Origin of the sequence: Actinomadura montaniterrae (genome assembly GCF_008923365.1) — a bacterium.
GTDB classification, from domain to species: domain Bacteria; phylum Actinomycetota; class Actinomycetes; order Streptosporangiales; family Streptosporangiaceae; genus Spirillospora; species Spirillospora montaniterrae.
In genome coordinates this window covers 1-12,485 of sequence record NZ_WBMR01000253.1, presented here as the reverse complement: position 1 = coordinate 12,485, position 12,485 = coordinate 1, and the positions used below count along the sequence as shown (strand labels likewise).

Annotated in this window: 11 protein-coding genes; 5 read left to right on the top strand and 6 right to left on the bottom strand. The window is 74.3% G+C overall.

The features are described 5' to 3' along the window. Positions 1–138 precede the first annotated feature (138 nt). Entirely contained in the window at positions 139–750 is a 612-nt protein-coding gene (gene lexA, locus F9B16_RS43755; protein ID WP_449700201.1) for a transcriptional repressor LexA, read from the top strand. Positions 751–760: 10 nt separating this feature from the next. Here the strand turns inward: lexA and F9B16_RS43750 are convergent, their stop codons facing one another. The 3 genes from F9B16_RS43750 to F9B16_RS43740 all read right to left on the bottom strand — a co-directional run bounded on the left by F9B16_RS43750 (position 761) and on the right by F9B16_RS43740 (position 5,975). Further along, entirely contained in the window at positions 761–2,317 is a 1,557-nt protein-coding gene (locus F9B16_RS43750; protein WP_151546166.1) for an AMP-binding protein, read from the bottom strand. Then, the gene (locus tag F9B16_RS43745) at positions 2,314–4,032 is read right to left on the bottom strand and encodes an N-acyl-D-amino-acid deacylase family protein (RefSeq protein ID WP_151546165.1); all 1,719 of its coding nucleotides are present in this window, start codon (positions 4,030–4,032) and stop codon (positions 2,314–2,316) included. The genes F9B16_RS43750 and F9B16_RS43745 overlap by 4 nt, the downstream gene beginning before the upstream one ends. Before the next feature lie 143 nt (positions 4,033–4,175). Further along, positions 4,176–5,975 carry an alpha/beta fold hydrolase gene (locus F9B16_RS43740; RefSeq protein WP_151546164.1) on the bottom strand — a complete coding sequence of 600 codons (1,800 nt, stop codon included), beginning with the start codon at positions 5,973–5,975 and terminating at the stop codon, positions 4,176–4,178. Between the two features lie 293 nt (positions 5,976–6,268). Between F9B16_RS43740 and rox the strand changes: the two genes are divergently transcribed. After that, the gene (rox, locus tag F9B16_RS43735) at positions 6,269–7,687 is read left to right on the top strand and encodes a rifampin monooxygenase (protein ID WP_151546163.1); all 1,419 of its coding nucleotides are present in this window, start codon (positions 6,269–6,271) and stop codon (positions 7,685–7,687) included. 50 nt (positions 7,688–7,737) lie between these two features. Here the strand turns inward: rox and F9B16_RS43730 are convergent, their stop codons facing one another. Continuing rightward, complete coding sequence (locus F9B16_RS43730; protein ID WP_151546162.1) at positions 7,738–8,583, bottom strand: NAD(P)H-binding protein; 846 nt, start codon at positions 8,581–8,583, stop codon at positions 7,738–7,740. 118 nt (positions 8,584–8,701) lie between these two features. On the opposite strand from F9B16_RS43730, the gene F9B16_RS43725 reads away from it, so the two are divergent. Next, positions 8,702–9,079 (top strand): winged helix-turn-helix transcriptional regulator, encoded by a 378-nt coding sequence (locus tag F9B16_RS43725; protein ID WP_225992470.1) that lies wholly within the window; start codon positions 8,702–8,704, stop codon positions 9,077–9,079. 12 nt (positions 9,080–9,091) lie between these two features. Here F9B16_RS43725 and F9B16_RS43720 read toward each other — a convergent pair whose 3' ends face one another. Further along, positions 9,092–9,634, bottom strand: coding sequence for an SMI1/KNR4 family protein (locus F9B16_RS43720; RefSeq protein ID WP_151546161.1), 543 nt, complete (start codon positions 9,632–9,634; stop codon positions 9,092–9,094). Between the two features lie 81 nt (positions 9,635–9,715). Here F9B16_RS43720 and F9B16_RS43715 point away from each other — a divergent pair, with 81 nt between their 5' ends. Then, the gene (locus tag F9B16_RS43715) at positions 9,716–10,495 is read left to right on the top strand and encodes a methylenetetrahydrofolate reductase (protein ID WP_151546160.1); all 780 of its coding nucleotides are present in this window, start codon (positions 9,716–9,718) and stop codon (positions 10,493–10,495) included. A gap of 10 nt (positions 10,496–10,505) precedes the next feature. Here F9B16_RS43715 and F9B16_RS43710 read toward each other — a convergent pair whose 3' ends face one another. Further along, positions 10,506–11,282 carry a helix-turn-helix transcriptional regulator gene (locus F9B16_RS43710; protein WP_151546159.1) on the bottom strand — a complete coding sequence of 259 codons (777 nt, stop codon included), beginning with the start codon at positions 11,280–11,282 and terminating at the stop codon, positions 10,506–10,508. Positions 11,283–11,374: 92 nt separating this feature from the next. Here F9B16_RS43710 and F9B16_RS43705 point away from each other — a divergent pair, with 92 nt between their 5' ends. Continuing rightward, positions 11,375–12,355, top strand: coding sequence for a zinc-binding dehydrogenase (locus tag F9B16_RS43705; RefSeq protein WP_151546158.1), 981 nt, complete (start codon positions 11,375–11,377; stop codon positions 12,353–12,355). Positions 12,356–12,485: the final 130 nt, after the last annotated feature.

The following is a 12,485-nucleotide window of genomic DNA, read 5'->3' as shown; positions in this document are numbered from 1 at the left end:
CGCCCGCGGCCCGCCGCCCACCGCCCGCCGCCGCCCGGTGCCCGTGCCTTCCGCGCGGCCGGGCGCCGGACCTCTACAATTCCGCGGGTGGCCGCCTTTCACGATCATGACGCCTTCGAGGGCCTGGACGTCTCGGCCCTGCCTCCGCGCCAGCAGCGGATCCTGGCCACGATCCGGGACTGGGTCGTCCGGTACGGGTACCCGCCGAGCACGCGGCAGATCGGCGACGCCGTCGGGCTGCGGTCCGCGTCGTCGGTGTCGCGGCACCTCGCGAGCCTGGAGGACAAGGGCTACCTGCGCCGGGGCGCGGCCGTGGCCCGCCCGATCGACGTGCGGTCCTTCCTGCGGGACGCCCCGGACGAGGCGCCCGCCGGCGACGCGGTGCCCGTCCCGGTCGTCGGCGACATCGCCGCCGGCGCGCCGATCACCGCCGAGCAGCACGCCGACGGCGTCCTGTCGCTGCCCCGCGAGCTGGTCGGGCGCGGCACCGTGTTCGCGCTGCGGGTGCGCGGCGACTCGATGATCGACGCCGCGATCTGCGACGGCGACACCGTCGTGGTCCGGCAGCAGCCCGAGGCGCACTCGGGGCAGATCGTCGCCGCGATGATCGACGGCGAGGCCACGGTCAAGGTCTACCGGCGCCGCGGCGGGCACGTCCTCCTGGAGCCCCGCAACCCGGCGTACGAGGTCATCGACGGCGACCGCGCGGTCATCCTGGGCATCGTCGTCTCGGTCCTCCGCAGCGTCTGAACCGGCGCCCTCAGGGGGAGACGACGGTGCGGGCCCAGGCGTAGTCGGGTTTGCCGACGGGGGTGCGCCGCACGGCGTCCACGAAGCGGTACAGGCGGGGCACCTTGTACCCGGCGAGCCGCTCCCGGCAGTGCGCGGTGAGGGCCTCCTCGCCGGCGGGCGTCCCGTCCGCCCAGGTCACGACGGCGGCGACGCGGTGCCCGAACCTCGGGTCGGCGGCGCCCACGACCACGGCGTCCGCGACGGACGGGTGGCCGCGCAGGACCGTCTCGACCTCCTCCGCGAACACCTTCTCGCCGCCGGTGTTGATGACCAGCGACCCGCGGCCCAGCAGCGTGACGGTGCCGTCCTCCTCGACGCGCGCGTGGTCGCCCTGCAGCGCCCACCGCGTGCCGTCCGGGTCGCGGACGAACGTCGCCGCGGTCTTCGCCTCGTCGCCCCAGTACGCGAGCGGGATGTGGCCGGTGCGGGCCACCAGCCCCTCGGCGCCGGGCGGCACCGGCCGCAGGTCGTCGCCGAGGACCGCGAAGCCGGGCGCGAGCCGGAAGCGGCCGTCGCCCTCGCTGACGCCCATCGCGCCGGTCTCGGTGCCGCCGAGGTTGTCGGAGATGTAGACGCCGGGCAGCGCGGCCGCCAGCCGCTCCTTGGTCCCGGACGACAGCGGCGCGCCGCCCGACCCGAACCCGAAGATCTCCAGGTTCGCATGCCGGCCGGTGGCCAGCTCGTCCGCGACGGGACCGGCCATCCCGTTGCCGACCAGCATGAACACCTGGCTGCGCTCGCGGGCGGCGAGCTCCAGCGCGGCCCGCGCGTCGAAGTGCCGCTCCGTCCACAGGATCGCGGTGCCGCCCGTGGTGAGCGCGATCAGCGTCATCCACTGGCCGCCGCCGTGCATCAGCGGGGCGTGCACCTGGACGCGCAGCGGCTCCCGCTCCGCGCATCCGGCCAGCTCGTCCGGGTCCGAGATGACGGACCCGCCGCCGTAGGCGCCGCCGCCCAACGCCGCGAAGAACAGGTCCTCCGACCTCCAGAGGACGCCCTTGGGCAGGCCGGTGGTGCCGCCGGTGTAGAGCAGGTAGGGATCGTCGGGCGAGCGCGGCCCGAAGTCCCGGCCGGGCGACGCGGCGGCCAGCGCCTTCTCGTACTCGGCGTCGGCGGGCGGCCCGTCGCCGTCGTCGATGGCGACGGTGTGCCGCAGCCGCGGCAACCGCTCGCGGTCGACGTTCCCCAGCAGGGACCGTTCGGCGACCAGCGCGACGCAGCCTGCGTCGCCGAGCAGATGCGCCAGCTCGCCGGCGACGTACCGGTAGTTGACGTTGACCGGCGCCGCGCGGAGCTTGAAGCAGGCGAGCATCGTCTCGACCCATTCGGCCCGGTTGTAGGCCAGGATCCCGACGTGGTCGCCCGGCCCCACGCCCGCACCGGCCAAATGGTGCGCCATCCGGTTCGCGCGCGCGTCCAGCTCCGAATACGTCAGCCGGACGGGCCCGGCGACGAGCGCGGTGCGGTCCGGGCAGGCGTCGGCGACCACCTCGAAGAGGTCCGCGAGGTTGAGGCGGCGCGTCACGAACGCGCCCCCCGGACCAGCCGTCCCGGCAGCTCGCCGGTGTGCTCGCCGTCCGCGAAGACCTGCGTCCCGGAGACGAACGTGGCGAGGTACCCGTCGGCCCGCTGCACCAGCCGCCGCCCGCCCGCGGGCAGGTCGTACCGCATCTCCGGGCGGCGGTTCGCGACGCGGTCGAAGTCGATGAGGTTGAGGTCGGCCTTCTTGCCCGGCGCGATGACGCCGCGGTCCTCCAGCCCGTACAGGCGGGCCGTGTCGCGGGTCATCAGCCGCACCACGTGCTCCAGGGGCAGCTTCTCGCCGCGCCGCCGGTCCCGCGCCCAGTGGCTCAGCATGGTCGTGGGCAGCGACGCGTCGCAGATGAACCCGCAGTGCGCGCCGCCGTCGCCCAGCCCGAGCACCGCGCGCGGATGGGTGAGCATCTCGCGGACGGGGTCGAGGCTGCGCTCGGAGTAGTTCAGCAGCGGCAGCAGGAGCAGGTTGCGGCCGTCGTCCTCCAGCAGCAGGTCGTACAGCATCTCCAGCGGGTCGCGCCCGGTCGCCGCCGCGCGGGCCGCCACCGAGTCGTCCGGCGCTGGCTCGTAGTCGGGACGGTCGCCGTCCAGCGGGAACAGCCGGTCCAGGCAGCCCCGGACCATGGCGGCGAGCAGGTCCTCCTCGGGCGGCCGCTCGGCGAGGATCCGCGCGCGGACGTCCGGGTCCCGCATCCGCCCCACCCGCTCCGGCAGCGGCAGCAGCGCCAGCTCCGACACGTACGTCGGATGGTCGCCGAACGCGTGCAGCGTCTCCAGCCCGATCAGCATCCCGAACGGCCGGCCCGCCACCTGCGGGTACAGCCGCGCGTCGGTGCCGGCCGACAGGTTCATCAGCTCGCGCCACAGGTCCGGCGCGGCGTCGACCTGCAGCAGCGCGAACGACACCGGGCGGCCGGTCGCCTCCGCGAGCCGCCGCATCCACCGCACCTCGTCCGGCGGGGCGTTGACGTCCTCGCCGGCGGCGCCGACGGGCGCGATCTCGTACACCCCGGCGCCCAGCTCGCGGAGCGCCTCGCCGATCCCGAACAGTTCGTCCTCGGCCGCGAACGTGCCGGGCACCGGCTCGCCGTCGATCGCGCGGTGCGCGAGCGTGCGGGACGTGGAGAAGCCCAGCGCCCCGGCGGCCACGCCCTCCTTGACGATCGCCTTCATCGCGGCGATGTCGTCGGCGGTGGCGGGCTCGTTGCGGGCGCCGCGCTCGCCCATCACGTACGCGCGGACGGCGCCGTGCGGGACCTGCGTGCCGAGGTCCATGGTCCGGGGCGTGCGGTCCAGCGCGTCGAGGAACTGCGGGAAGCTCTCCCACTCCCAGGTGATGCCCTCGGCGAGCGCGCTGCCGGGGATGTCCTCGACGCCCTCCATCAGCCCGATCAGCCAGTCGTGCCGGTCCGGCCGGGCGGGGGCGAAGCCGACGCCGCAGTTGCCCATGACCGCCGTGGTGACGCCGTGCCAGGACGACGGCGCCAGGATCGGGTCCCAGGTGGCCTGCCCGTCGTAGTGGGTGTGGATGTCGACGAAGCCGGGGGTGAGGATCGCGCCGTCGGCGTCGACCGTGCGGCGGCCGGGGCCGGCGCCTTGACCGACCGCGGTGATCCGGTCGCCGGTGACGGCGACGTCGGCGGGGTAGGGAGGGGCGCCGGTGCCGTCCACGACGCGGGCGTTCCTGATCACGAGATCGTCCATGGGGTCGCTCCTCGCGGCGCGTCGGACCCTTTGAGACTTATGTCTAGATCGGCGTCTCGCCCCGAACAAGCGATTGGCCGGTTCCTGCCATCGTGCCGCCGCGCCTCACCCTCGGCAAGAGCCTCGGGCAGCGGACCGGTGGCTCACGTGCGCTGGACGGCCCGGGCCACCTCCTCCGGGTGCGTGATGTGCGGGTGGTGGCCCGCGCCGGCGATGACCGTCACGGTGACCTGGGGAAGCGCGTCCAGCAGGGTGCGCCCCTCGGGCGTGAGCGGGTCGTCGGCGCCGACGATGACATGCACGGGCCCCGCGTGGCGGCGCAGCCCGGCCGCGAGCTCGTCCCGCCATTGCGGGCTCGCGGTGGCGGCGAGGAGCCGGGCCGCGGTGGCGGCGACGGTGCCGCGGCGGAGGTCCGCCGCACTCGACTCCAGTGCCGCCGCGTGCGCCGCCGTGCCGGTCAGCCGCATGGCCAGCGTCTCGGACGACACGCGGCGCAGGTACCGGCGGGTCAGCGACGCCCGGCGGGTGAGGCGGGCGGGACGTGCCTGCAAGAAGAACGGCGACACGAGGGTGAGCCGCTCCACCGCCTCCGGATGGGCGGCGGCGGCCTCGACGGCGGCCGCGGCGCCGATGGAATGCCCGACCAGATGCCGGGCGCCGGTCTCTCTCACGAGTGCGGACAGCCAGGACGGCCAGTCGTCGCGGTGCCCCGCGCTCATCCCCAGGCCGGGGAGGTCGACGGCGCGGGCCCGGCCCAGCGCCGCGACGACCGGAGCCCAGGTGTCCGCGTTCACCGGCAGCCCCGGCAGGACCAGCGTCGGGGCGTCCGGTCCGCCGATCTCGAACGTCCGGACTCCGGCGGGCGCGGTGAACCGCCGCCCGCCGGCCCCGCGCAGGGGCTCGGCCTTGCCGAAGCGGTGCGCCGCCAGGTGGTCGGCCCAGCGGCGGATCGTCGTGGCGGCGTCCGGCATGGCCAGCCCGTGCCGCGCGGCGAACGCGGACGCCGAAGCCGTCGGGTAGCGGTCCTCCGACAGGAACGACAGGGTCTCGGGGTCGGCCTTGGTGAGCCGCTGCGGCAGGCGCCTGACCAGGGCCACCGGGATCCGCGCACGGGGCGCCTTGACCCGGTAGTGCTCCGCGACGAGCGCGAGCAGGTCCGGCAGCGCGGGCGTGGCGTCGTCCAGCGGCCAGTACGCGGTGCCCTCGGCTGCCTCGTCCTCGGGGAGAAGCGTCATGAACCGGGCGAGGTAGTCGGCCGCGACCACCGGGACGAACGTCCGCGCGTTCCCCGGCACCGCCGCGAGCGAGCCCGTCCAGAGGTCCCGCAGGGTCGACGCGAGCCCGAGGTACTGGTCGGACTCGCCGGTGGCGGCGTCCCCGATCACGCTCGGCGGGTTGACGATCGACCAGGGGACGCCGAGCCGCGCCGCCTCCGCCTGGAACACCGCGTCCGCCTCGGCCTTGGACGCCTCGTACGCGCCGAGCGCCCGGTACGTCGCGCGCCGCCGCTCCTCGCTCCACGGGGACGGGTCCTGCCCGCCGACGCGGTAGCCCGAGACGTGCACGAGGCGGCGCAGGCGCGGCAGGCGCGCCGCGAACGCGACGATCGCGCGCACGCCGTCGACGTTCGCGCGGCGCGCCTCGTCCGCCGGCATCCCGAACCGGTAGGCGCCCGCGCAGTTGTGGACCTCGGTGACGTCCTCGCAGCCGTCCGCGATCAGCGACGCCCCGGTGAAGTCGGCGCGCAGGTCGGCCGGGGGCTCGCCGTGTCCGTGCTCGTCCAGCCACCGGACGAGCCGCCGGTAGGACTCCGGGCTCCGGTTCGCCGTGCTGACCCGGACGCCGGCCCGGCCGAGCGCGAGGACGAGGTGGCGCCCGATGAAGCCGGTCGCGCCGAACACCAGCGCGTGCCTGTCCGCGCCGTCTCTCCGAGAGCTGATCATGGGGAGATAGTAGACCGGTCTACCTATTCGTCAAGCGCGCGGGTGCCCGTGCCCGCCCCGCGGGTCGGTGGAAAGGGGGTCGCCGGCGCGCTTTTTCAGAAACAGAAAAGGCAGGGAGAAGACATCTCCCTGCCACTATCAATCTATAGCGCATAGGGGGGCTTGCGGCAAGACCCCGGTCATACCGCAGAATCTACGGCCGGCCCCGGAACCTGCGGAAATCCGTACGCGCGCGTGCGGTGCGATCGCGCGGACCGGACGGCCGGAAACGACCGCGACGAACGGGGGAATTCATGTTCGATGTGATCATTGCCGGTGGCGGCCCGACCGGCATGATGCTGGCCGCCGAGCTGCGCCTGCACGGCGTGCGCGTCCTCGTCCTGGAGAAGAACGCCGAGCCCGCCCCGTACGTCCGGGCGCTCGGCATGCACGTCCGCACCATCGAGGTGATGGACCAGCGCGGCCTGCTGGACCGGTTCCTCGAGCACGGCCGCAAGTACCCGCTCGGCGGCTTCTTCGCCGGCATCACCAAGCCCGCGCCCGAGGGCCTGGACACCACGCACCCCTACGTCCTCGGCATCGTGCAGACCATCACCGACCGGCTGCTGGAGGAGCACGCCGCCGAGTCCGGCGCCGAGATCCGGCGCGGCCGCGAGCTGACCGGGCTGAGCCAGGACGGCGACGGGGTGACCGCCGAGCTGGCCGACGGGACCCGGCTGCGCGCCCGCTACCTCGTCGGCTGCGACGGCGGCCGCAGCACGGTCCGCAAGCTGGCCGGCATCGGCTTCCCCGGCGAGCCCGCGAGCAGGGAGACGCTGGTCGGCGAGATGGAGGCGACCGCGGACCCCGAGACGGTCGCCGGCATCGTCGCGGAGATCCGCAAGACCGAGCTGTTCTTCGCCGCAGGGCGCCTGGAGAACGGCCTGTTCCGGGTCATCGTGCCCGCCGCGAGCGTGGCCGAGGACCGCACCGTCCCGCCGACCCTGGAGGAGTTCGCGCGGCAGCTGCGGGCGTACGCGGGCACCGACTTCGGCGTCCACTCGCCGCGCTGGCTGTCCCGGTTCACCGACGCCACCCGGCTCGCCGACCGCTACCGGGACGGCCGGGTGCTGCTGGCCGGCGACGCGGCGCACGTCCACCCGCCGCTCGGCGGGCAGGACCTCAACCTCGGCGTCCAGGACGCGTTCAACCTCGGCTGGAAGCTCGCGGCCGAGGTCGGCGGCTGGGCGCCGGACGGGCTGCTCGATACCTACGGCGCCGAGCGCCGCCCGGTGGCCGCCGACGTGCTGACCAACACGCGCGCGCAGGGGGTGCTGATGTCCAGCGAGCCGGGGCCGCGCGCCGTGCGCCGGCTGATGGCGGAACTGATGGACTTCGAGGAGGTCAACCGGTACCTCGTCGAGAAGATCATCGCGATCGGGGTGCGCTACGACCTCGGCGGCGGGCACCCGCTCGTCGGCCGCCGGATGCGGGACACAGACCTCAAGCCCGGCCGCCTCTACGAGCTGATGCGCGACGGCCGCGGGCTGCTGCTCGACCGGACCGGCCTGCTCTCGGCCGCCGGATGGGAGGCGCGCGTCGGGCACGTCGTCGACGACCGCCTGGACGTGCCCGCCGCGCTGCTGCGGCCGGACGGGCACGTGGCGTGGGTCGGCGACGACCAGCAGGACCTGCTCGACCACCTGCCCCGCTGGTTCGGCGCCGCCGCCTGAGCCCGGCCGGGGGCGGTCCGTCTCACGGGACGGGGCCGCCCCTCGGCCGGTCAGCGGAACGCGGCGACGTGGTCGCGCACCCAGTCCGCGTACGGCCGGGGCGCCCGTCCGAGCACCTTCTCGACGTCCGGGCTGACCCGCCGCTCGGCCGGGGTCGGCGAGCCCAGGACCGCCAGGGTCGTCTCCGCGACGTCCGCCGGCATGAAGTCGAGCATCCGCACCCGCGCCTCGTCCGGGGCCAGCTCCGCGAACCGGACCGGCTCGCCCAGCGCCGCCCCGATCGCCTCCGCCTGCTCCCGCGGCGTGATCGCGACGGGCCCGGTCAGCTCGTAGATCCGACCGGCGTGCCCGTCCTCGCGCAGCGCCGCGGCGGCGACCTCCGCGATGTCCCGCGGATCGATGGTCGGCAGCCCGACGTCGCCGAACGGCGCCGCGACGGTCCGCTCCGCGCGCACCGACGGGATCCAGGCGAAGCTGTTGGACGCGAAGTTGCCCGGCCGCAGGATCGTCCAGTCCAGGCCCGACCCGCGCACGGCCTCCTCGATCGCCAGCCCGAGGACGCCGTGCGACGCCGACTCCGGCCGCGTCGCCACCCCCAGCGAGGACAGCAGCACCACCCGCCGGACACCGCCCGCGCGGGCCGCGCCGAGGATCTCGCCGAGGTCCAGCAGGTGGGCGCTGGGGCCGCCGCTCTGCAGGAACAGGGCGTCGGCGCCGTCGAACACCGGGCGCAGGCTCGCCGCGTCGACCAGGTCCGCCTTGCGGTGCTCGACCCCGTCGGGGACGTCCGCCTCCGTGACGCCCCGCGACGTCGCGATCACCTTCTCGCCCGCCGCCGCGAGCACCCGCACCAGCGCGCGGCCGACGTTCCCGGTCGCTCCGGTAACAACGATCATGGTCGGTCTCCTGCCGTCCATCCGCTCGAACGAGCGGTCCGTTCCGAACGCAGGCGACGTTAACATCCTGGATATAGTAGGTACCTAGAGGAAAGTGACTACCTCAGAGGGGATCCGCATGGCCGAGATGGCATGGGACGCGGCGGCCGATCCGGAACAGGCCTGCCCGATCGCCCCCGTCGTCGACATCGTCTTCAGCCGGTGGACCACCCCGATCCTGTGGACCCTCCACCAGGACGGCCGGCAGCGCTTCGTCGAGCTGCAGCGGCGGATCGCCACGATCACCCCGAAGGTGCTGACCCAGCGCCTGCGGCAGCTCGAACGCGACGGCCTCGTCGTGCGCACCTACCACCCCGAGGTCCCGCCCCGGGTCGAGTACGAGATCAGCGACCTCGGCCGCAGCCTCGCGCCGCTCTTCGCCCACCTCGCCGAATGGGCGTCCGAGAACCTCGGAAAGGTCGATCAGGCCCGCGACGCGTACGACGGCGCCCGCTGAAAGGCCCGCCGCTCAGCGGCACATCGCGTCGATGTGGTCCGGGAAATGCGGGAATTCCGCCCGCGCGGCGCCGACGATCTCGGCGGGCGACCGGTCGCGGCCCGGCGCGTGGCGTTCGGCGATCGCGCGGAAGGCGCCGTTCGGTTCCGCCGCCGAGGCCGGGTCCTCGAACGCCTCGGCGGGGCCGAGCCCGGCCGCGAACAGCCACAGCAGGTCCCCGAGGTCGCGGGCGAGCACCCCGCGCTCGCCCTCTGAGCCGATGTAGACGACGGGCTGCGCCTCGATCGGCGCCCCGGGCCGCACCAGCCAGAAACCGGCGTAGTCGCCGGCCCCGGTCTTGCCGAAGAAGCGGAACTCGTCGCCGTCGGCCTCCTGGTTGCCCGTCCACAGCCGGAACCACCACGCCGTCCGCCCGGGTTCCTCGAACCGCTCGAACGGCTCGAAGTCGCAGCCGCTGGCCTCGTCGGTCTCCTCGTCGTAATCCCACTCGAACCCGACCTCGACCACCGCGGCCAGCGAAGCAGGAAAACCGAGCCCATCCGGAACATCCGCCACCCCGGAACCCTATTCGATCACCCGGCGGCCGGACGATGGACCCGGCGCCCGCGCCCGCCGAGGGGTCGGTAGGGTTCGGGGGTGGTCGTTGATGGTTTCGAGGTGATCTGCGAGATCGAGCCGCCCGTCCGGCCCGACCTGACGCGGGTGCGGCACCAGATCGGCGTGCTGAGCCCGGTCGCCGACTCGTTCCTGATCCCGGACAACCACATCGGCCGGGCGACGGTGTCGAGCGTGGCGGTCGCGCATGAGGTGCAGGCGATGGGCGCCTCGGGGATCGCGTGCCTGAACTCCCGCGACCGGAACCTGCTGGGGTTCCGCCGCGACCTGCTCACGGCCGCGGCGTACGGGGTGGACCGGTTCCTGTTCGTCTACGGCGACAAGCCCACCGCGGGCGGCCGGACGAGCGAGCTGACCGTGCGCGCCATGATCGAGGAGACGCGCGCCGCGGCGGAGGACGCCGCGTTCGCGGGTCATGCGCCGTTCCGCGTCGGCGTCGCCTCCGGCCTGCGTCCGGTCCCCGCGTGGAAGACCCAGGCCGATTTCATGTTCGTCCAGGTCAGCTACTCGCTGGACGCCCTGCTGCGCTGGCGGGACGGCGTCCGGCTGGACGTCCCGGTGTACGCGGGCGTGATGGTGCTGGCCAGCGCCGGCATGGCGCGCAACCTGGCCGCCGCGATCCCCGACATCGCCATCCCGGACGACCTCGTCGCGGCGGTCGAGCGCGACCGGGACGCGGGCGTCGACGCCGCGTGCGAGCACGTGCTGGCGATCCGCGACAGCGGCGCCTTCGACGGCGTCCACCTGGTGCCGGTCAGCAGATACCGCCAGGTAGCCGCCCGCCTGGAACACCACTTCTGACCCCAGCGGGTCATCGGCCGGTGCGGTAGCGGCCTGGGGTGGTGCCCAGTAGAGCGGTGAAGGCCGCGATGAAGCCGCTCGGGTTCGCCCAGCCGCAGGCGTAGGCGACGCGGGTCGTGTCGTGGCCGTCCGCCAGGAGGACGAGCGCGTGGTGGACGCGCAGCTGCGTGCGCCACTGGTAGAAGGTCATGCCGAGCTCGTTGTGGAAGAGCCGGCTGAGGGTGCGGGGGCTGGCTCCGATGCGGTGCCCGAGTTCCGCCAGCGGAGTGGTGTCGGCGGGGTCCTCGCGGAGCAGGCGGGTGATGGCCCGCAGCCGGTCGTCGCGCGGTTCCGGCAGTTGCAGCGGCTGCTCGGGCGCCTCGTGGAGCTCGTCGACGAGGACGCGCCGGAGCCGGGTGCGGGCGCCGGCGGGGCGGTCGTCGCGGTGCGGGCCGGTGAGGGCGAGCAGGATCTCGCGGGCGAGGTCGGAGACCAGGTAGACGGCGGGACGGTCGGGGACGAGCCGGGCGAGGGACGCGGGGAGGAAGACGATCCGCATGTCGGTGCTGCCGTGGGCGCGGTGCTGGTGGGTGAACCCGGCGGGGGTCCATGCGGCCCGGTTCGCGGGGACGATCGACGTGCCCTGTTCCGTGTGTACCGACAGGACGCCGCTGGCCGCGTAGACGAGGTGGCCGCGCGTGTGGGACTGCACCGAGCTGGCCTCGCCCGCGGGCCACAGGTGCGCGCCGCCGGACGGCCACAGGCGGGACGTCGGGCCGGACGGGGGAACTTGGCGGCCAACGGGCATCGGTTGGCATCCTACCGGTGGTCGGCCGCGCCGCCTTCCGGTGAGAGTGGACGCATGAGCTGCGGTTTCTCCTCTGCGGAAGGTGACGTGCGATGAGCGCGACGATGCGGGCGGCCGTCTGCGTGAAGGCGGGCGGGCCGGAGGTGCTGGAGGTTCGGGAGGTGCCGGTTCCGGTGGTTCGGGACGGGTGGAGCCTGGTGCGGGTGAAGGGCGCGGGCCTGAACCGGTCGGAGCTGCGGACCCGCCAGGGGCATTCGCCGAACGTGCGGTTCCCGCGCGTCCTCGGGATCGAGTGCGTGGGGACCGTGGCGGAGTCGACCGAACCCGCCTTGCCGGAAGGGACGACGGTCGCGGCGGTGATGGGGGAGATGGGGCGCGAGTTCGACGGCGGGTACGCGGAGTACGCGCTGCTGCCGAACGCGCTGCTGATGCCGGTCACCACGACGCTGCCCTGGGACGTCCTGGCCGCGCTGCCCGAGACGTACCTGACGGCGCAGGGTGCGCTCGATGCCCTCGGGGCGGGCGGCGGGAGGCTGCTGATCCGGGGCGGGACGTCGTCGGTGGGGATGGCGGCCCTGTCGATCGCGTCCGCCCACGGTGTCGAGACCGCGGCCACGACCCGGCGTAAGGACAGGATCGACGTGCTGACCGGGGCAGGCGCCGATCATGTGCTCGTCGACGCCGGCGGGTCGCTCGCCGACGACGTCCGGACGATCTGGCCCGACGGCCCGGACCACGTCCTCGACCTCGTCGGGGCCGCCACCGCGGTGGACTCGCTGGGCCTGGTCCGCCGCGGCGGGACGGTCTGCGTGGCGGGCTCGCTCAGCGGCTGGGCCATTCCGGACTTCCAGCCGGTGGCGATGATCCCGTCCGGGACGCGGCTCACCGCCTTCCACAGCGACGACCTCAAGGGCGACGCCGGCGCGGCGCTGCTGCGGCGGATCGTCCAGCAGGTCGAGGCGGGCGTGTACCGGCCCAACATCGACCGCGTCGTCGGCCTGGAGGAGATCGCCGCGGCGCACCGTCACATGGAGGACGACCGGGCCACCGGGAAGGTCGTCATGGTCCCGTAGCCGCTAGGTCGTGTCCAGTGGATCATGCGTTGATCCAGAGCAGTGCTGTGACTAGGACGATTGCCGCTCTGTAGTTGCGGGCGAGCTTGTCGAAGCGGGTGGCGATGCCGCGCCATTGCTTGAGGCGGCC

Excerpts from the sequence above, each read along its gene's own strand:
- F9B16_RS43745 (WP_151546165.1), bottom strand. The coding sequence starts at position 4,032 with ATGGACGATCTCGTGATCAGGAACGCCCGCGTCGTGGACGGCACCGGC.
- F9B16_RS43740 (WP_151546164.1), bottom strand. The coding sequence starts at position 5,975 with ATGATCAGCTCTCGGAGAGACGGCGCGGACAGGCACGCGCTGGTGTTC.
- rox (WP_151546163.1), top strand. The coding sequence starts at position 6,269 with ATGTTCGATGTGATCATTGCCGGTGGCGGCCCGACCGGCATGATGCTG.
- F9B16_RS43730 (WP_151546162.1), bottom strand. The coding sequence starts at position 8,583 with ATGATCGTTGTTACCGGAGCGACCGGGAACGTCGGCCGCGCGCTGGTG.
- F9B16_RS43725 (WP_225992470.1), top strand. The coding sequence starts at position 8,702 with ATGGCCGAGATGGCATGGGACGCGGCGGCCGATCCGGAACAGGCCTGC.
- F9B16_RS43710 (WP_151546159.1), bottom strand. The coding sequence starts at position 11,282 with ATGCCCGTTGGCCGCCAAGTTCCCCCGTCCGGCCCGACGTCCCGCCTG.
- F9B16_RS43705 (WP_151546158.1), top strand. The coding sequence starts at position 11,375 with ATGAGCGCGACGATGCGGGCGGCCGTCTGCGTGAAGGCGGGCGGGCCG.